This is a genomic window from Stenotrophomonas sp. VV52, from assembly GCF_002893095.1.
Taxonomy (GTDB): domain Bacteria; phylum Pseudomonadota; class Gammaproteobacteria; order Xanthomonadales; family Xanthomonadaceae; genus Stenotrophomonas; species Stenotrophomonas aracearum.
In genome coordinates, this window is sequence record NZ_PKQQ01000008.1 from 52,473 (window position 1) to 71,806 (window position 19,334).

17 protein-coding genes are annotated in these 19,334 nt (G+C 69.0%); 15 read left to right on the forward strand and 2 right to left on the reverse strand.

All coding sequences use genetic code 11. The features are described 5' to 3' along the window. Positions 1 to 127 precede the first annotated feature (127 nt). The 15 genes from C2U58_RS13725 (at position 128) to pncB (ending at position 15,794) form a co-directional block, all read left to right on the forward strand. Positions 128 to 1,981 carry a S8 family peptidase gene (locus C2U58_RS13725; RefSeq protein ID WP_102946478.1) on the forward strand — a complete coding sequence of 618 codons (1,854 nt, stop codon included), beginning with the start codon at positions 128 to 130 and terminating at the stop codon, positions 1,979 to 1,981. 119 nt (positions 1,982 to 2,100) lie between these two features. Then, positions 2,101 to 3,834 (forward strand): type II secretion system ATPase GspE, encoded by a 1,734-nt coding sequence (gene gspE, locus C2U58_RS13730; protein WP_102946355.1) that lies wholly within the window; start codon positions 2,101 to 2,103, stop codon positions 3,832 to 3,834. Between the two features lie 2 nt (positions 3,835 to 3,836). Continuing rightward, a complete protein-coding gene (locus C2U58_RS13735; RefSeq protein ID WP_102946356.1) occupies positions 3,837 to 5,057 on the forward strand; it encodes a type II secretion system F family protein in 1,221 nt (406 codons plus the stop codon). A gap of 10 nt (positions 5,058 to 5,067) precedes the next feature. Further along, positions 5,068 to 5,502 (forward strand): type II secretion system major pseudopilin GspG, encoded by a 435-nt coding sequence (gene gspG, locus C2U58_RS13740; protein WP_102946357.1) that lies wholly within the window; start codon positions 5,068 to 5,070, stop codon positions 5,500 to 5,502. A 93-nt stretch (positions 5,503 to 5,595) separates the two neighbouring features. After that, complete coding sequence (locus C2U58_RS13745; RefSeq protein WP_102946479.1) at positions 5,596 to 6,018, forward strand: GspH/FimT family pseudopilin; 423 nt, start codon at positions 5,596 to 5,598, stop codon at positions 6,016 to 6,018. Further along, positions 6,015 to 6,437, forward strand: a complete 423-nt coding sequence (locus C2U58_RS13750) for a prepilin-type N-terminal cleavage/methylation domain-containing protein (RefSeq protein ID WP_102946358.1) — start codon at positions 6,015 to 6,017, stop codon at positions 6,435 to 6,437. The genes C2U58_RS13745 and C2U58_RS13750 overlap by 4 nt, the downstream gene beginning before the upstream one ends. Then, positions 6,434 to 7,066, forward strand: a complete 633-nt coding sequence (locus C2U58_RS13755) for a type II secretion system protein J (protein WP_102946359.1) — start codon at positions 6,434 to 6,436, stop codon at positions 7,064 to 7,066. The genes C2U58_RS13750 and C2U58_RS13755 overlap by 4 nt, the downstream gene beginning before the upstream one ends. Beyond that, on the forward strand, positions 7,063 to 7,923 hold the full coding sequence (locus tag C2U58_RS13760) for a type II secretion system protein GspK (protein ID WP_102946360.1): 861 nt from the start codon (positions 7,063 to 7,065) through the stop codon (positions 7,921 to 7,923). The genes C2U58_RS13755 and C2U58_RS13760 overlap by 4 nt, the downstream gene beginning before the upstream one ends. Continuing rightward, positions 7,920 to 9,092 (forward strand): PilN domain-containing protein, encoded by a 1,173-nt coding sequence (locus tag C2U58_RS13765; RefSeq protein ID WP_102946361.1) that lies wholly within the window; start codon positions 7,920 to 7,922, stop codon positions 9,090 to 9,092. Before C2U58_RS13760 ends, C2U58_RS13765 begins: the two co-directional genes overlap by 4 nt. Further along, positions 9,067 to 9,798: a type II secretion system protein GspM gene (gspM, locus tag C2U58_RS13770; RefSeq protein ID WP_102946362.1), complete on the forward strand. Its 732-nt coding sequence runs from the start codon at positions 9,067 to 9,069 to the stop codon at positions 9,796 to 9,798. The genes C2U58_RS13765 and gspM overlap by 26 nt, the downstream gene beginning before the upstream one ends. Beyond that, the gene (locus C2U58_RS13775) at positions 9,788 to 10,603 is read left to right on the forward strand and encodes a general secretion pathway protein GspN (RefSeq protein WP_102946363.1); all 816 of its coding nucleotides are present in this window, start codon (positions 9,788 to 9,790) and stop codon (positions 10,601 to 10,603) included. The genes gspM and C2U58_RS13775 overlap by 11 nt, the downstream gene beginning before the upstream one ends. A 9-nt stretch (positions 10,604 to 10,612) precedes the next feature. Next, positions 10,613 to 12,814 (forward strand): type II secretion system secretin GspD, encoded by a 2,202-nt coding sequence (gene gspD / locus C2U58_RS13780; RefSeq protein WP_102946364.1) that lies wholly within the window; start codon positions 10,613 to 10,615, stop codon positions 12,812 to 12,814. A gap of 72 nt (positions 12,815 to 12,886) precedes the next feature. Next, entirely contained in the window at positions 12,887 to 13,744 is an 858-nt protein-coding gene (locus C2U58_RS13785) for a glycosyltransferase (protein WP_102946365.1), read from the forward strand. Then, positions 13,741 to 14,571 carry a glycosyltransferase family 2 protein gene (locus tag C2U58_RS13790; protein WP_102946366.1) on the forward strand — a complete coding sequence of 277 codons (831 nt, stop codon included), beginning with the start codon at positions 13,741 to 13,743 and terminating at the stop codon, positions 14,569 to 14,571. Before C2U58_RS13785 ends, C2U58_RS13790 begins: the two co-directional genes overlap by 4 nt. 47 nt (positions 14,572 to 14,618) lie before the next feature. Further along, complete coding sequence (gene pncB / locus C2U58_RS13795) at positions 14,619 to 15,794, forward strand: nicotinate phosphoribosyltransferase (protein WP_102946367.1); 1,176 nt, start codon at positions 14,619 to 14,621, stop codon at positions 15,792 to 15,794. A gap of 6 nt (positions 15,795 to 15,800) precedes the next feature. Here pncB and C2U58_RS13800 read toward each other — a convergent pair whose 3' ends face one another. Both C2U58_RS13800 and ettA read right to left on the reverse strand, forming a co-directional pair. After that, the gene (locus C2U58_RS13800; protein ID WP_102946368.1) at positions 15,801 to 17,117 is read right to left on the reverse strand and encodes an NCS2 family permease; all 1,317 of its coding nucleotides are present in this window, start codon (positions 17,115 to 17,117) and stop codon (positions 15,801 to 15,803) included. Between the two features lie 470 nt (positions 17,118 to 17,587). After that, complete coding sequence (gene ettA, locus C2U58_RS13805) at positions 17,588 to 19,252, reverse strand: energy-dependent translational throttle protein EttA (RefSeq protein WP_070207759.1); 1,665 nt, start codon at positions 19,250 to 19,252, stop codon at positions 17,588 to 17,590. Positions 19,253 to 19,334: the final 82 nt, after the last annotated feature.

Sequence of the window (19,334 nt, forward strand, 5' to 3'; positions counted from 1 at the left end):
CCCGCGCATGCAATGCAAGGCCTGAGGGGGCGGGTCACGGGAACCCTGGCCAGGGCCGGCCGGGGTTTCCGCATGGAGTGTTGGCCTGAACAGTCGTTTGATCCATGACCTTGAAGAGGATTTCAACGTGACCAAGAAGCAGAACCTTCGCATCAACGTGCTGGCAGCCGCCGTGCTGTCGCTGTCCGTGGGCGCCAGCGCCTATGCCGCCGGGTTGCCGGTCAAGGAGCCGGCGCGCCAGGCCAGCACCGCCCAGCAGAATTCCGAACGCATCATCGTCAAATACCGCACCGGCACCGCCGCTGCCGCCGACCGTTCGGCCAAGCTGGCCGCGGTGACCTCGGCGGTCTCGCGCGCCAGCCTCGGCGCCACTGCCTCGCGCAGCGCCGCAGCCAGCCCGCAGCTGCTGCGCCGGCTCGGCACCGGCGCGGACGTGATCCGCCTGCAGGGCAAGCTCAGCCAGGCCGACCTGCAGAAAGTGCTGAAGGAAATCCAGGCCGACCCGTCGGTCCAGTACGCTGCCGCCGACGTCAAGCTGCAGCGCGCCGACACGCGCGCCAAGGAAACCCCGCAGCTGGTGCCGAACGACCAGTACTACGCGCAGTACCAGTGGCACCTGCACAGCGCCACCGGTGGTGTGAATGCACCGGCCGCGTGGGACGTGGCGCAGGGCGAAGGCGTGGTGGTGGCGGTGCTGGATACCGGCATCTTGCCGCAGCATCCGGACTTTGCGGCCGGCACCCTGCTGGAAGGCTATGACTTCATCAGCGACGCGGAAACCTCGCGCCGTCCGACCGATGAACGCGTCCCGGGTGCGCTGGATTACGGCGACTGGGTCGAGAACGACAACGAGTGCTACGCCGGTTCGCTGGCTGAAGACAGCTCCTGGCACGGCACGCACGTGTCCGGCACGGTCGCCGAAGCGACCAACAACACGATCGGCATGGCCGGCCTGGCCTACAAGGCCAAGGTGCTGCCGGTGCGCGTGCTCGGCAAGTGCGGTGGCTACCTGTCCGACATCGCCGACGCGATCACCTGGGCCTCCGGCGGCACGGTTGCCGGCATTCCGGCCAACCCGAACCCGGCCGAAGTGATCAACATGAGCCTGGGCGGCGGCGGCGCGTGCGACCCGGCGTACCAGGATGCGATCAACGGCGCCGTGTCGCGCGGCACCACCGTGGTGGTGGCGGCCGGCAACCAGGCCTCCAACGCCTCCGGCTACCGCCCGGCCAGCTGCGCCAACGTGATCGCGGTCGGTGCGACCCGCATCACCGGCGGCATCGCCTCCTACTCCAACTTCGGCGCGGCGGTGGACCTGTCCGGTCCGGGCGGTGGCGGCGGCGTGGACGGCAACCCGGGCGGCTACGTCTGGCAGGCCGGCTACAACGGCCTGACCACCCCGACCTCCGGTGCCTACAGCTACATGGGCATGGGCGGTACCTCGATGGCTTCGCCGCACGTGGCCGCCGTGGCCGCGCTGGTGCAGGGCGCGCTGGCCTCGGCCGGCAAGGACCCGCTGACCCCGGCGCAGCTGGAAACGCTGCTGAAGCAGAGCGCACGCACCTTCCCGGTGACCATCCCGGCCGCGACCCCGATCGGCAGCGGCATCGTCGACGCCAAGGGCGCGCTCGACAAGGCCCTGGAAGAGCCGTGCACCGAGGACTGCGCGCCGGATGCGACGCCGCTGACCAACCGCGTGGCGGTCACCGGCCTGAGCGGCGCCGGCGGCAGCGAAACGCTGTACAGCTTCGAAGCGGCGGCCGGCAAGACGGTGAGCTTCCTCACCTACGGTGGCAGCGGCAACGTCTCGCTGTATGTCAGCGCCGGCGAAGAGCCGTCCGCGACGGACTTCGACGCCAAGTCGGCGCGTCCGGGCAACAGCGAAACCGTGCGCTTCACCGCGCCGGTGGCGGGCACGTACTACATCAAGCTGGTCGGCGAATCGGCCTTCAGTGGCGTGAGCATCCAGGCCGTTCAGTAACGGCCCGGTAGTGCCTGCGGGAGCCCGTCCTGTGACGGGCTCCCGTTTTTCTGTCGGCCACCACCGCATGTGGCCCTACGGCGAACTGGTAAAGTCGGCAGGTCGCCAGGAGAGCTCTCGTGAATGCGGTAACCCACGATCTTGCTGAAGAGTCGTCCACCGATGCGGAAGCCCGCATCGTGGCGCTGTTGCTGCGCAACGGGCGGCTGAAAGAGGCCGACCTGGCCCGCGCGCGCCCGCTGCAGCGCGAGTCCGGCGGCAGCCTGCTGCCGCTGCTGGTGCGGCTGGGCCTGGTGTCCGAACGCGACCACGCCCAGGCCTGCGCCGAGGTGCTGGCGTTGCCGTTGCTGGAAGGCAAGGCGGTGCCCGAAGCGCCCCCCGAATCCCTGCTCGACGCGCTGCCGCTGTCGCTGCGCTTCCTCAAACAATTCCACGCCTGTCCGCTGGCCCTGCACGACGGCGTGCTCGACCTGTGGCTGAGCGATCCGCAGGAGCCCTACACCGCCGACGCGGTGCAGCTGGCGATGGCGGTGCCGGTGCGCCTGCATGTCGGGCTGCGCTCGGAGATCGACGACGTGATCGAGCGCTGGTTCGGCCAGGGCCGCAGCGCGATGGGCGCGATCATCGAAACCGCCGACGGCGAAGGCAGCGCGGTCGACGATATCGAACACCTGCGCGACCTCGCCTCCGAAGCCCCGGTGATCCGCCTGGTCAACCTGGTGATCCAGCGTGCGGTGGAACTGCGCGCCTCGGACATCCATATCGAACCGTTCGAAAACCGCCTGAAGGTGCGCTACCGCGTCGACGGCGTGCTGATCGAAGGCGAAAGCCCGCCGGCCAATCTCACCGCCGCGGTGATCAGCCGCATCAAGATCATGGCGCGGCTGAACATCGCCGAACGCCGCCTGCCGCAGGACGGCCGCATCATGCTGCGCGTGCAGGGCAAGGAGCTGGACCTGCGCGTGAGCACCGTGCCCACCGCACACGGCGAAAGCGTGGTGATGCGCCTGCTCGACCGCGACACCGTGGTGTTCGACTTCCACCGGCTCGGCTTCACCGACGCGTTCCTGCCGCAGTTCCGCAAGGTGCTCGACCAGCCGCACGGCATCCTGCTGGTCACCGGACCCACCGGTTCGGGCAAGACCACCACGCTGTACACCGCGCTGAGCCAGCTCAACACCGCCGACGTCAAGATCATCACCGTTGAAGACCCGGTCGAATACCAGATCGAAGGCATCAACCAGATCCAGGCCAAGCCGCAGATCGGGCTGGATTTCGCCAGCGCGCTGCGCAGCATCGTGCGCCAGGATCCGGACATCATCATGATCGGCGAAATGCGCGACCTGGAAACCGCGCGCATCGCGATCCAGTCGGCGCTCACCGGGCACCTGGTGCTGTCCACCCTGCACACCAACAACGCCGCCGGCGGCATCACCCGCCTGCTCGACATGGGCGTGGAAGACTACCTGCTGACCTCCACCATCAACGGCATCCTGGCGCAGCGCCTGGTGCGCCGGCTGGAGCCGCAGCATGCGCTGCGTTACCTGGCCTCGCCCGAAGAGATCGAACGCTTCGACCTGCGCAGCCTGCAGCCGGAAGGCGAGATCTACCTGTACCGCGCGCAGCCCTCCGCGCTCGCGCCCACCGGCTACCTCGGGCGCACCACCATCATGGAATTCCTGGTGATGAACGACGAGCTGCGCCGCGCGGTGATGCGCCGCGCCGGCATGGGCGAAGTGGAGCAGATCGCACGCGCGGCCGGCATGCGCACCATGTACGAAGACGGCCTTTCCAAGGCGCTGCAGGGCTACACCACGATTGAAGAAGTACTGCGCGTGACGGAGGAAAGCTGAGCATGCCGCAGTACCGCTACAAGGCCCTCAACGCGCACGGTGAGCTGTTCGACGGCCAGATGGACGCCGCCAGCGAAGCCGATGTCGCCGCGAAGCTGCAGGACCAGGGGCACCTTCCGATGGAAGCGCGCCTGGCCGGGGAGGGTGGGGCGGGCAGTACCTCGTGGACCGCGCTGCTGCGGCGCAAGCCGTTCGACGGCGCCGCGCTGGTCCAGTTCACCCAGCAGCTGGCCACCCTGCTCGGCGCCGGGCAGCCACTGGACCGTGCGCTGACCATCCTGCTGGAACTGCCCGAAGACGAACGCAGCCGGCGGGTCATCACCGACATCCGCGACGTCGTGCGCGGCGGTGCGGCCCTGTCCACCGCGCTGGAACGCCAGCACGGGTTGTTCTCGCGGCTGTACATCAACATGGTGCGTGCCGGCGAAGCCGGTGGCAGCCTGCACGACACGTTGCAGCGACTGTCGGACTATCTCGAACGCAGCCAGGAACTGAAAGGCCGCGTGATCAACGCACTGATCTACCCGGCGATCCTGCTCGCGGTGGTCGGCGGCGCGCTGCTGTTCCTGCTCGGTTACGTGGTGCCGCAGTTCGCGCTGATGTACGAAAGCCTGGACGTGGCCCTTCCGTGGTTCACCCAGTGGGTGCTCAACGCCGGCCTGGTGGTGCGCGAGGGCTGGCTGGCGATGATCGTGGTGCCGGCGCTGGCGCTGCTGGTGGTCGAGCGCAAGCTGCGCCAACCGGCCGCACGCGTGGCGCTGGATGGCTGGCTGCTGCAGCGCAAGGGAATCGGCGGGCTGATCGGCAAACTTGAAACCGCGCGACTGGCACGCACCCTCGGCACGCTGCTGCGCAATGGCGTGCCGCTGCTGTCCGGGCTGGGCATCGCGCGCAACGTGCTGGGCAACCGCGCGCTGGCCGCCGATGTCGATGTCGCCAGCGACGACGTCAAGAACGGCAACGGCCTGTCCGCCGCGCTCGGCAAGGGCAAGCGTTTCCCGCGGCTGGCGCTGCAGATGATCCAGGTGGGCGAGGAATCGGGCGCGCTGGATGTCATGCTGCTCAAGACCGCCGACACCTTCGAACAGGAAACCGCACGCGCCATCGATCGCCTGCTGTCGGCACTGGTGCCGGTGATCACCCTGGTGCTGGCCTCGGTGGTCGGCCTGGTGATCGTCGCCGTGCTGGTGCCGTTGTACGACCTCACCAATGCCATAGGCTGAAGGAGCTTCCATGATCCACCGTCGCACCCGTTCCCACTTCGCGTCGCCGCGCAACCAGTCGGGCATGAGCCTGCTGGAAATCATCATCGTCATCGTGCTGATCGGCGCGGTGCTGACCCTGGTCGGCAGCCGCGTGCTCGGCGGCGCCGACCGCGGCAAGGCCAACATCGCCAAGTCGCAGGTGCAGACCATGGCCGGCAAGATCGAGAACTACCAGCTCGATACCGGCAAGCTGCCGGCCAAGCTCGACGACCTGGTCACCCAGCCCGGTGGCAGCAGCGGCTGGCTGGGTCCGTACGCCAAGCCCGCTGAACTGAACGACCCGTGGGGCAATGCGCTGGAATACCGCGCACCCGGCGAAGGCCAGCCGTTCGACCTGATCAGCCTGGGCAAGGACGGCAAGGTCGGTGGCAGCAGCTACGACGCGGACATCAAGTACGAGTAAGCGCGCTTGGGCCGTTCCGCAGCATCGTGCAGTCCTCGCAGGCGACGCGCCGCGCCGCAGCGTCGCGCCGTGCGCGGCGTTTCGCTGCTGGAAATGCTGCTGGTGGTGGCGCTCATCGCGATCATCGGTGCGGTCACCGCCACCGCCATGAATGGTGGCATCGACGGCATGCGCCTGCGCAATGCGGGCAAGGAAATCGCCAGCCAGCTGCGCTACACGCGCACCCAGGCCATTGCCACCGGTGAACGCCAACGCTTCCTGATCGACCCGCAGGCGCGCACCTGGGAAGCGCCCAACGGGCGCCACGGCAGCCTGCCGGCCGCCATCGAGGTGCACTTCCGCGGCGCCGGCCAGGTCGCCGGCGTGGCCAGCGGCAAGGCCGGCATCGCCTTCCACCCGGACGGCGGCTCCAGCGGCGGCAGCATCGAGCTGGGCGTGCGCGACGCGCTGTGGCGCATCGACGTGGCCTGGATCACCGGCGAGGTGCGCTCCGGGCCGGTGCGGGGTGCGCAATGAAACGACAGCGCGGTTACTCGCTGCTGGAAGTGATCGTCGCCTTCGCGCTGCTCGCGCTGGCGCTGACCCTGCTGCTGGGCAGCCTGTCCGGCGCGGCGCGCCAGGTGCATGGCGCCGACCTGCGCACCCGCGCCACCCTGCATGCGCAGTCGCTGCTGGCCGCGACCGGGATCGAGGCACCGCTGCAGGTCGGGCGCACCCAGGGCGACTGGGAGGACGGGCGCTATCGCTGGGACCTGCAGGTCGAACCGTATGTCGACCCGCGCGTCGATACGCTGCAACCGGCCGCGGCCAACATCGCCACCGGTCCCACCCTGGCCCAGCTGACCCTGCAGGTACGCTGGGGCGAGGGTAATGGCGAACGCCTGCAGTGGCGGTCGCTGCGGCTGCTGCCCACCACCCCGGACGCAGCGCGATGAGCCGTAGTGCTGCCCGTGGCTTCACCCTGATCGAAGTGCTGCTGGCCACGGTGCTGCTGGTCGGCGGCCTGGCGCTGGCGTTCGCCACCGTGCGTTCGGCGATGAACATCGCCCAGCGCGGCGAGCGCGTGGCCGCGCAGAACGAGCGCATGCGCGCGGTGGAAGGCTTCCTGCGGCGGCGCTTGAGCATGGCGCTGCCGACCGCCGCCGAACCACCCGATCCCACCCGCGAACCGCTGTACTTCCTCGGCGAACCGCAGCACATGCTGTTCGTGTCCGAACTGCCCGGCTACCTCGGTCGTGGCGGTTCGTACGTGCATGAGCTGCAGGTCAACCGCAGCGGCAATGACCTGCGCCTCGATGTGGCGCTGACCCTGGTGCAGAACGGCGAACGCATCGCCGAAACGCCGCCGCGCCCGCCGGAAATGCTGGCCGACGCCCTGCGCGAGGTGGCGTTCCGCTACCGCGGCATCGACCCGCAGAGCGGCCAGCTCGGCGAGTGGCAGACCCAGTGGGAGGACACCCGGCGCTTGCCGCTGCTGGTGGAAGTCCGCATCGTGCCACTGCAGGGACCGGCGTGGCCGCCGATGGTCGCCGCGCTGTCGCAGGCGCGCGAGGCACGCCGATGAGGCGCACGCGCGGTGCCGCACTGGTGCTGGTGCTGTGGCTGATCGCGCTGCTCACCGCCGTGGTCGGTGCGTTCGCGCTCAGTGCGCGCATCGAACACCTGCAGCAACGGGTGATCGGCGACGATGCGATCGGCCAGGAACACGCCCGCGCAGGACTGGAGTACGCGCTGTTCCGCATGCGGCCCTCCGCGCTGCAGCCGTCCTGGCAGGCCGACGGCCGCCGCTACCGCTGGGAATTCGACGGCCGCCGCATCGACCTGCGGGTGGTCGACGAGAACGGCAAGATCAATCTCAACCTGGCCGACACCGCCCTGCTCGGCGGTTTCCTGCGCGCGCTGGACGTGGAGCCCGGGCGGGCCCAGCAGCTGGCCGGCGCGATCGCGGACTGGCGCGATCCCGACAACCTCAAGCAACCCGGCGGCGGTGCCGAAACAGCCGACTACCAGGCGGCCGGCCTGCCGTATGGCGCGCGCAACGGGCGCTTCGAGTCCCTGGACGAACTGCAGCGGGTCCTCGGCATGGATCCGGACCTGTATGAACGGATGGAACCGATGCTGACCCTGTACAGTCGGCAGTCGCGTCCGGATCCCCGTTTCGCGGCCGGGCCGGTGCTGACCGCGCTCGGGCTGGACGCCGAACCGCTGCTGGCCGAGCGCGAGCGCAGCGAGGCGGCGGGCGACGAAAACGTGACCGGCGCGCTTGCCAGTGGCAGCGGCACCTATAGTATCGAGAGCCGCGCGACGGACCCGCGCGGCCGGGTGTCGGTGCTGCGCGCGGTGGTACGCATGGGCGCGGCGGGCACGCCCGGAACGACATACACGGTACTTCGCTGGGAACAGGGAATGGCAGCTCGATGACGGTTTGGCGGGACAGTCTGGAACAGGCACGGGGACGGCTCGCGCCCGGCGTGGGCACTGGCCTGCGCTGGTGGCGGCGTTCGCTGCTGGCCTGGTTGCCGCTGCGCTGGCAGTGGGCGATGGGCTGGTCGCAGTCGCGGTTGCTGCTGTCGCGGCATGCCGAGCAGCTGGTGCTGCGCCGCGACACCGCCGAGCAGGTCCAGGCCGTGGCCGAACTGCCGTGGCCGACCGCGCCCGCCGACCTGGAGGGGGTGCTCGACGCGCGCCTGCGCGGACTGCCCCGGCACTGGGTATTGCCGGCCTCCGCGGTGCTGCGCCGCCCGCTGCGCCTGCCGGCCGCTGCCGCGCCGCGCCTGCGCGACGTGGTCGGTTTCGAGATCGACCGGCAGACCCCGTTCGAAGCCAGCCAGGTGCATTACGACGTGCGCGAACTGGGCACGCTGCCCGACGGCCAGCTGCAGGTGGAGCTGGTGGTCATTCCGCGCCAGGCGCTGGAGCAGTGGTCGCAGCAGGCCGGCACCTGGGCGCAGCAGCTGGCCGGGGTGGATGCCGACGATGGCCACGGCCAGCCGCTCGGCGTGAACCTGCTGCCGGCGACCCAGCGCCAGCTCACCCGCGACCCGATGCGGCGCTGGAACCTGCTGCTCGGCTGCGCCGCTGTGGTGCTGTTGGCGCTGGCCGCGACCCAACTGCTGGACAACCGCCAGGCCGCCGCCGAGCGCCTGCGCGAGCAGGTCGACGCGTCCGCGCGCGATGCCCGCCGCGTGGCCGCGCAGCGCCAGCAGCTGCAGGAGCTGGTCGACGGCGCCGCATTCCTGGAAGCCAAGCGCAGCGAGCACGCCAGCACCGTGGAGCTGTGGAACGAACTCACCCGCCTGCTGCCCGACGGCACCTACCTGGAAAAGCTGTCGGTGGAAGGCAACACCCTGCAGCTGATCGGCCTCAGCCGCGAAGCCTCGCAGCTGGTGCCGCTGCTGCAGGACTCGCCGTTGTGGCGCAAGGTCAACCTGACCGGCGTGCTGCAGGCCGACGGTGGGGCCGGTGGCCGCGACCGTTTCACTCTCACCGCCGAGCTGCAGCCGCTGCCCGGCGCACCGGACCCGGCCGCACCCGCCGCTGCCACGCCCGCCCCGGAGGTTGCCGATGGCAATGCCGCCGACACGCCGTGACCGCTGGCTGGCGCTGGGCCTGCTGCTGGCCGCGTTGGCGCTGGCCTACCTGCTGCTGGTGCACCCGTGGTTCACCCGCCCGCTGCTGGACATCAACCGCGACATTGCCGACACGCAGGAGCGCGAGCAGCGCGTGGACGCGCAGCTGCAGCAACGCGGCCAGGTGCAACAGCGGTTGCAGGAGGTGGAAGCAGCCCTGCAGGGGCGACCCGGCTTCCTGCGCGAACCCACCGCCGAATCGGCCGCGGCTGCGCTGTCCAGCCGCCTGCAGGACGCGGTCGCCTCGGCCAGCCCGGGCAACCGCAGCTGCACCATCAGCAACCGCTCGCCGCTGACCGATACCGCGCGCGACGCGCAGTTCCCGCGCGTGGCGCTGCAGGTCCGGCTGCGCTGCGGCGTGCCGGAAATGGCGGCGGTGCTGCACACGCTTGAAACCGGCAGCCCGCGCCTGTTCGTGAACAACCTCAACCTGCTGGCGCAGCGCTTCCAGGCCTCGCCGAATGAAAGCGGCACCGGCCTGGACGTGTCGTTCGAGCTGGTCGGCTACCTCAAACCCGGTGCCGGCACCGAAGCGATTGCCGCTCCGGCTGCGGCAGCGCCCGGCCCGGCCCCGGCCGGGCTGGAACCGGTAGGCTCGGCGATGGCCGCACCGACCGACCCCGGCGTTGCGCAACCGGTTGACGAGGGCACGATCATTGAAGATTGAACTGGCCTCCCTGCGCAGCTGGTGGCTCGGCGGTGTGGTCGCCTGGGCCGCCGCGAGCTGGATCGCCACGCTGTTCGGCGTGGGCGGCCGCATCGCGCCGCCCGACGCCGGCGACCGCGTGCCGCCGGCATTGCCCACCTTGGCGCCGGCCGCGCCGGAACGGCTGGCCTCGGCCGAGTCCTACGCCGCCATCGGCGCGCGTCCCTTGTTTGCCGAAGACCGCAAGCCACGGCCGTACCTGCTCGGTGGCAGCGATGCCGGCAGTACGTCCAGCGCGGTCACCCTGACCGGTGTCCTGCTGACCTCCGAATTCGGCATGGCCATCCTCACGACTGACCAGAAGCAGTCGCTGCGCCTGCGCCTCAATGGCGAGGCAGTGAATGGTTGGCAGTTGGTGGCGCTGGAACCGCGCAGTGCCACCGTGAGTGGTCCCGGCGGCACCCAGACTCTGGAACTGGTGACCTTCAGCGGCCAGGGTGGCGAGCCGCCGACCGTGCTGGGAACGGCGGCCGGCGCGGGGCAGGGCAACGGCGTTCGCCCGCCGGCGCCGCCGCCGACCTCCAACCCGATGCCGCGCGTGCCACCGGCCTCCGCGCAGGCCGCCGAAGCGGCTGCGAACGCGGCCGCAGCCGCTGCTTCCGCCGCCGCTGCGGCGCAGACGCCGAACGCGCAGCCGCCCGCGCAGGGACCGAGCGAACAACAGATGCAAGCCATCCGCGCCCGCATCCAGGCGCGCCGCCAGCAATTGCAGCAACAGCAACAGTCGCAGCAGCCGCCGCCAGGCGGCTCCGGCCAAACCAAATAGAGTGAAAGCATGACATTGCGCCTTTTCTCCCTGTCGTTCGCCGTCGCCCTGCTTGCAGGCTGCGCTTCCGTGCCCGCTCCCGAGGTGCAGCGCAATGCGAACCTCACCGGCAAGCACCAGGTCGTGGCCGGCGACGGCTCGCATGACGGCGTCGACGCGCAGCCGCTGGGCGAAGGCTCGCCGCAGCCGGTGATCCGCCGTGGCAGTGGCACCATGATCAACCGCAGCGCGGCGGCAGCGCCGTCGCCGGCGCTGTCGCAGGCCAGCACCGGCACCGCCACCTTCAACTTCGAAGGCGAGTCGGTGCACGCGGTGGTCAAGGCGATCCTGGGCGACATGCTCGGCCAGAACTACGTGATCGCCCCCGGCGTGCAGGGCACCGTGACCCTGGCCACGCCCAAGCCGGTGTCCTCGGCGCAGGCGCTCAACCTGCTGGAAATGGTGCTGGGCTGGAACAACGCGCGCATGGTCTACAGCGGCGGCCGCTACAACATCGTTGCCGCCGACCAGGCGCTGGCCGGCACCGTGGCGCCGAGCACCGCACCGGCCGCCAACGCACGCGGCTTTGAAGTGCGGGTGGTGCCGCTGCAGTACATCTCGGCCACCGAAATGAAGAAGGTGCTGGAGCCGTACGCGCGGCCCAACGCCATCGTCAATGTCGACGGCGGCCGCAACGTGATCACCCTGGGCGGCACCCGCGCGGAGCTTGAGAACTACCTGCGCACGGTCGAGATCTTCGACGTGGACTGGCTGTCGGGCATGTCGGTGGGCGTGTTCCCGATCCAGACCGGCAAGGCCGAACAGGTCGCCGCCGACCTCGAAAAAGTGTTCGGTGAAGAAAGCAAGACCCCCAGCGCAGGCATGTTCCGCTTCCTGCCGCTGGAAAACGCCAATGCGGTGCTGGTGATCACCCCGCAGGCGCGCTACCTGGACCAGATCCAGCAGTGGCTGGAGCGCATCGACACCGCCGGTGGCAGCGCTCGGCTGTTTTCCTACGAGCTGCGCTACATCAAGGCCAAGGACCTGGCCGAACGCCTGGCCGAAGCCTTCGCCAGCGAGAATGGACGCGGGGGGCGGAGCTTCGACACCTCGCTGGCGCCGGGCGCGACCATCCAGAACCTGAGCAGCCAGGATGGCACCGGCGGCTCCAGCCTCAACAGCGGTAACGCCAGCACCGGCGGCACCAACCGCACCGGCGGCATGGGCGACGGCACCATGAATCTGCCGCAGCGCCAGTCCGGCAACGCCAGCTTCAACCTGGAAGTGCAGGGCGATTCGGTCGGCGTTTCCGCGGTCGAGGAAACCAACACGCTGCTGGTGCGCTCCACCCCGCAGGCCTGGCGCTCGATCCGCGAAGTGATCGAAAAGCTCGACGTGATGCCGATGCAGGTGCACATCGAAGCGCAGGTGGCGGAAGTGGCGCTGACCGGCGACCTCAGCTACGGCGTGAACTGGTTCTTCGAGCAGGCGGTGCAGACCGGCAAGACCGAAAGCGGCATCGACCTGCCCAGCGCGCTCGGCCGCTCGATCTGGGGCAGCATTTCCGGCCGGGTCGGCGACACCGGGCTGGGCTGGACCTTCCTCGGCAAGAACGCGGCGGCGGTGGTGACCGCGCTGGACAAGGTCAGCAACCTGCGCCTGCTGCAGACCCCGTCGATCTTCGTGCGCAACAATGCCGAAGCCACCCTCAACGTGGGTACCCAGATCCCGATCAACTCGGTGTCGGTGAACACCGGCGTCGGTGGCGACAACACCTACAGCCAGGTCCAGTACCTGGACACCGGCGTGATCCTCAAGGTGCGCCCGCGCATCACCCGCGACGGCGTGGTGTTCCTGGACATCGTGCAGGAGGTCAGTTCGGCCGGCGCAATTCCGTCCGGTTGCGACCCGACCCGCACCACCTGCAACCCGCCGATCAACACCCGCAAGATCTCCACCGAAGCGGCGGTGCAGAGCGGCGACACCATCATGCTGGCCGGGTTGATCACCAACAACGACGAAACCGGCGCCGACGGCGTGCCGGGGCTGAGCCGGATCCCGGTGCTCGGCGCCCTGTTCGGCAAGAAGACCCAGGTCAGCGGGCGTTCGGAGGTGATCGTGCTGCTCACCCCGACCATCGTGCGCAACGCGCAGGAGTCGCGGAACCTGACCGACGAATACAGCAACCGCTTCCGCGCGATGGAGCCGTTCCCGGCCCGCCCGAAGCGCTGAACCGGCGGCGGCTGCGCGGTTGGCGGCCGCGCCTGCTACGCTGCGGGCACGACGCCGCGCAGAGGGGAAGGGATGGGGACGATCGTGTTGCTGCCGATCGCGGTCGATGACAGCGCCCTGGACCGCTGCCTGGCCGCGCTGGACGCCGGCAGTCCGCCCGGAACGCCGGTATGGCTGGCCGACGACGGCCAGGCCGGGCCGCGCGCGCAGGCGGTGATCGAGCACTGGCTGGCGCATACACCGCTGCGCGCCGAATACACCCGCCGTGCGCGCCCGATCGGCGAAGTCGCCCACCTGGATGAAATGCTGCGCGCCTGCGAGGGCAGCGACGTGGTGGTGCTGGCGCCCGACGCAGTGCCCGCGCCAGGCTGGCTGCAGCAGCTCGATGCGTGCTTCGCCCGCGATGCCTCGATCGGCTCGGCGACGCCGTGGTGCAACGCCGGCGAAACCGCCGCGTGGCCGCGACTGGGCGAGATCGATCCGGTTCCAGAAAACCTGGACGCGATGGCCCAGGCCTGCGCGGCACTGCCCAGCCTGCACCCGGAGCTGCCCTCGGCGGTGACCCATGCGGTGCTGCTGCGGGCCAACGCGCGGCGCAAGGCGGGCGGCCTGGACATGCACAGCTATGCCTCGTGGAACGCGGCGCTGGTCGACCTGAGCCTGCGCATGGCGGGGTTGGGCTGGCGCAACGCGCTGTGCGAAAACGCCTTCGTCGCGCGCGAACGCGAGGCGCAGGCGCAGGACGGCGACATGGAGGCGCTGGGCACGCGCTGGCCGGCCTGGCAGCCGCGCCTGGCCGGGTTCCTGATGGGCGACCCGCTGCTGCAGCTGCGCCAGGACCTGCAGCGCCTGCACCAGCAGGCGATAATGCCGCGTTCCCAGGGCGATCTGTTCGCGTCGCCCGCCCCGCCCCCGGAGTCGTCGGTTTGAATCCCTGCATTGCCGTTGTGATCGTCAGCTACCAGAGCGCCAGCACCCTGGACGCCTGCCTGGCGCGGTTGCGCGCCGCCGCCGAGGTCGCCGAGATCCGGGTGGTGGACAACAATTCCGACGACGGCACGCTGGATATCGTGCAGCGCCACGCCAGCGCGGATCCGCGCGTGCGCTTCATCGCCAACCCGGACAACCCCGGCTTCGCGGCGGCCAACAACCAGGGCGTGGCCGACAGCCATGCGCCGTGGCTGGCCTTCATCAACCCGGACCTGATGGTCGGCCCCGATACGCTGGCGCTGCTGCGCGCGCGCGGGGAGTCGCTGGGCGACTGCGTGCTGGGCGTGGAGCAGGTCGACGAGCAGGGCCAGCCGGATGCGGCGGTGCGCCGTCGCGATCCGGACTTCGCGGCGATGCTGCGCCATCCGGGGCAGGGCGCGCGGCTGGCGATTGCGGCCGATCCGGCGCAGACGCTGCAGGTGGTGCCGGCGCTGTCGGGGGCCCTGCTGCTGATGCCCCGCGCGCTGTTCGAGCGCATCGGGGGCTGGGATGCGGGCTACCGGCTGCATGCCGAAGACCTGGACCTGTGCCGGCGCGCGCGTGAGGCCGGTGCGGTGGTGGCGATCGCCAACGACCTGCAGGTGGTGCACGTGCGCGGGGTATCGAGCCGGTCGCGGCCGTTCTTCGTGGAGTGGCACAAGCACCGGGGCCTGTGGCGCTACTTCCGCAAGTTCGAGGCGCCGCGCCGCAACCTGGCGGTGCAGGTGGCGGTATGGGGGGCGATCTGGGCCCACGCCGTCGCGCAGGTGCCGAGGCTTCTGCGCTAGGTACCCGCCGATGGTGGGTACATGTTCCCGGGTGCATACTGCCCGGCATGATCATCCAATCGCTGCTCGACACCGACCTGTACAAATTCACCATGATGCAGGCGGTGCTGCACCAGCACCCCGGCGCGCAGGTGCAGTACCGGTTCAAGTGCCGCACGCCCGGCATCGACCTGGCGGCATACATCGACCAGATCAACGCTGAAATCGACCACCTGTGCACGCTGCGCTTCACGGCGGAAGAGCTGGATTACATGCGCGGGCTGCGCTTCGTGAAGCCGGACTTCGCCGACTTCCTCGGCCTGTTCCACCTGGACCGCAAGTACATCGACCTGCGTGCGTCGCAGACGGTGCCGGGCGAGATCGAGCTGGACATCACCGGTCCGTGGCTGCACACGATCCTGTTCGAGGTGCCGCTGCTGGCGATCATCAACGAGGTCTGGTTCCGCAACACCAGCACGCCGGATTTCGCCGAGGGCGAGCGCCGCCTGCAGGCCAAGACCGCGCTGCTGCGCGACACGCCGGGCTTCGAGCTATGCCGCATCGCCGACTACGGCAGCCGCCGCCGTTACTCGCGCGACTGGCATGCGCGCATGCTGCCGATGATGCGCGAGGCGTTGGGCGAACAGTTCGTGGGCACCAGCAACGTGCATTTCGCGCGGCTGTACGGGATGACGCCGCACGGCACGATGGCGCACGAGTACCTGCAGGCATTCCAGGCGCTGGGGCCGCGGCTGCGCGATTCGCAGGTGGCGGCGCTGGAGTCGTGGGCACGGGAGTACCGGGGCGACCTGGGCATCGCGCTGTCGGACGTGGTCGGGCTGGAGGCGTTCCTGCGCGACTTCGACATGTACTTCTGCAAGCTGTTCGACGGGGTGCGGCACGATTCGGGCGACCCCTTCAGCTGGGGCGACCGGATGCTGGCGCATTTCAGGGAGCGCCGCGTGGACCCGCGCAGCAAGGTGCTGGTGTTCAGCGACGGGCTGAACATCGAGAAGGTGATGCGCCTGTTCGATTACTTCCGTGGCCGCTGCCAGGTGGCGTTCGGGGTCGGCACGCACCTGACCAACGACCTGGGCCCGACGCCGCTGAACATCGTGATCAAGATGGTCCGCTGCAACGGCCAGCCGGTGGCCAAGCTCAGCGATTCGCCGGGCAAGAGCATGTGCGACGACCCGGGCTACCTGGCGTACCTGCGCCAGGTATTCGAGTTACCGCCGGAATAGATAAAATTATTCGAGCGCGTACCGCGCCACGAACAATGCGGCCACCAACCAAACCGCCGGATGCACTTCACGCCAGCGCCCGGTACCGGCTTTCAACGCGGCATAGGCAATGAATCCGAACGCCAACCCGTTCGCGATCGAGTAGGTGAACGGCATTGCCAGCGCGCACAGCGCGGCAGGTACGGATTCGGTGAGGTCGTTCCATTCGACATCGACCAGCTCGCGCAGCATCAGCCCGGCAACGAACAGCAGCGCGGGCGCGGTGGCGTAACCGGGCACCATGCCGGCCAGCGGGGAGAACAGCAGGGCGGCGAGGAACAGGGCGGCCACCACCAATGCGGTAAGCCCGGTCCGTCCACCGGCCTGGACGCCGGAGGCGCTCTCGGCAAAGGCAGTAGTGCTGCTGGTGCCCAGCAGGGAGCCGGCGACAATCGCAGTGCTGTCGGCGAGCAGGGCGCGGCCAAACCGCTTCTGGGCGCCGGGCAGCTTGAGCAGTCCGGCGCGGCCGACCACACCGTACAGGGTGCCGGTGGCATCGAACACTTCGACCAGTACGAACACGAGCACGACCTGCAGGAGCACGGCGAGTGGTGCGCCGCCGTCGTGGTGGAGCAGACCGGGCAGGTCGAGCTGGAGGAAGGTGGGGGCGAGGCTGGGCGGCAGGGAGACGATGCCGTGGTACTGGACGTTGCCGAGCAGCCAGGCGGCGCCGGTGACGGCGAGGATGCCGATCAGGATGGCCCCTTTAATGCGGCGTGCTTCAAGGATGGAAATCAGCAGGAAGCCGGCGAGGGCGAGCAGGGGCGGGGCGGTGTTGAGCGGGCCGAGCGCGACCAGGGTGTCGGGGTTGGCGACGATGACGCCGGATTTCTGCAGGGCGATGATGGCAAGGAACAGGCCGATGCCTGCAACAATCGAGGCGCGCAGGGAGGCGGGAATGCCGGCCACGAGCCAGGCGCGCACGCCGGTCAGCGAAAGGGCGAGAAACACGAGGCCGGAAATGAAGACGGCGGCGAGCGCCTGCTGCCAGGGCAGGCCGGCGGCGCCGACTACGGTGAAGGCAAAGAACGCATTCAAACCCATGCCGGGTGCCATGCCGACCGGGAAATTGGCGGCGAACGCCATCACCAGCGAGCCCAGCGCGGCGGCCAGGCAGGTGGCGACGAACACAGCGCCCGGGTCCATGCCGGTGGTGGACAGGATGTCGGGGTTGACGAAGACGATGTAGGACATCGTCAGGAACGTGGTCAGCCCGGCCAGGAGTTCGGTGCGCACGGTGGTGCCGTGCTTTTCGAGCTGGAACAGGCGTTCAAACAGTTTCATGGTGGGGGATCCATTGGAAAAGCAGAGCAACAGCAACAGCAACAGCCCTCGTCTGGGGGCTTCACTGGTTAGGGCCGTCGGGGGTGGGTTTGCGGGGGACGCCGTGAATCCGTCCATGGAGGCTAAGTCGCGGCATCCATGCCGCTCATTCCCCCGCAAACCCACCCCCGCCGACCCTCCGATAGTGCGGCGGTGAGTCGCTGAAACGCGGTAGCGCCGGGCTCTGCCCGGCTGCTCTTTCCAACCGCACGCGACAATTTATCGGGGCGGGCGGCGGGTAGCCCCCGGAGGGACGCTAGAAAACATGGATGTTTTCTAGCAGCCTACATGGACGTATTCACGGCGTGTCCCGGAGCGGGGCTGCCCGACGCCCGCCCCAGCTCGTATGAATCGAAACGCCGCGCTTTTGCCGTTGCCGTTGTTTCCAACACACAGAACAAAACGGCCGCGCGAGCGCGGCCGTTTCACTGTTACTTCAGCGCCTTGAAGCGCAGGCGCTTCGGGGCGGCGTCGTCGCCCATGCGGCGGCGCTTGTCTTCTTCGTACTCGCGGTAGTTGCCCTGGAAGAACTCCACGTGCGAGTCGCCTTCGAACGCCAGGATGTGGGTCGCGATGCGATCCAGGAACCAGCGGTCATGCGAAATCACGAACGTGTTGCCCGGGAACTCCAGCAGCGCATCTTCCAGCGCACGCAGGGTTTCGATGTCCAGGTCGTTCGACGGTTCGTCGAGCAGCAGCACGTTGCCACCCTGCAGCAGGGTCTTGGCCATGTGCAGGCGGCCACGCTCACCACCGGACAGCGAACCCACCAGCTTCTGCTGGTCCTGGCCCTTGAAGTTGAAGCGGCCGATATAGGCGCGCGACTGGATCTCGACACCGTTGATGTTGAGGATGTCCAGGCCACCCGCGATTTCCTGGAACACGTTGTGGTTGCCTTCCAGCGCGTCGCGGCTCTGGTCCACGTACGACAGCTGTACCGTCGGACCGACCACGATCTCGCCCGAATCCGGCTTTTCCTGGCCGGTGATCATCTTGAACAGCGTCGACTTACCCGCACCGTTCGGACCGATGATGCCCACGATCGCACCCGGCGGCACCAGGAAGTTCAGGTCGTCGAACAGCAGGCGGTCGCCGAACTTCTTCGACACGTTCTTGAATTCCATCACCGAGTTGCCCAGGCGCTCGCCCGGCGGGATGAAGATTTCATTGGTCTCGTTGCGCTTCTGGTAATCGACCGACTGCAGCTCTTCCAGGCGGGCCAGACGCGCCTTGCCCTTCGTGCGGCCACCCTTGGCGTTCTGGCGCGACCACTCCAGTTCCTTCTGGATCGCCTTCTGGCGAGCCTTTTCCTGGTTGTCTTCCTGCTTCAGGCGCTCTTCCTTCTGCATCAGCCAGTCGGTGTAGTTGCCCTTCCACGGAATGCCGCGGCCGCGGTCCAGTTCCAGGATCCACTCGGCGGCGTTGTCCAGGAAGTAGCGGTCATGGGTCACCGCCACCACCGTGCCGGTGTAGCGCGCCAGGAACTGTTCCAGCCATTCCACCGACTCCGCGTCGAGGTGGTTGGTCGGTTCGTCGAGCAGCAGCATGTCCGGCTTCTGCAGCAGCAGGCGGCACAGCGCCACGCGGCGCTTTTCACCACCCGACAGCTTGCCCACGATCGCGTCCCACGGCGGCAGGCGCAGCGCGTCGGCGGCCACGTCCAGCTGGTTTTCCAGGGTGTGCGCATCGCCGGCGGCCAGGATCGCCTCCAGGCGCTCCTGTTCCTTGGCCAGCTTGTCGAAATCGGCGCCTTCCTCGGCATAGGCCAGGTACACCGCGTCCAGCGCGGCCTGGGCCTGCAGCACCTCGCCCACGCCTTCCTCGACCGCTTCACGCACGGTCTTGGTCGGGTCCAGCTCCGGTTCCTGCGCCAGGTAGCCGACCTTGATGCCGGCCTGCGGGCGGGCTTCGCCCTCGAAGTCGGTATCCACGCCGGCCATGATCTTCAGCACCGTCGACTTGCCGGCGCCGTTCAGGCCGAGCAGGCCGATCTTGGCACCCGGGAAGAACGACAGCGAGATGTCCTTGATGATCTGCCGCTTGGGCGGGACCACCTTGCTGACGCGGTTCATGGTGTAGATGTATTGCGAGGACATGAGCTCTCCGAAGGCGCAACCCTGCGCCCGTTCCGGCAGGAACAGGAACAGAAGGAAAAAGGATGGCGTCAATTATAGCCGG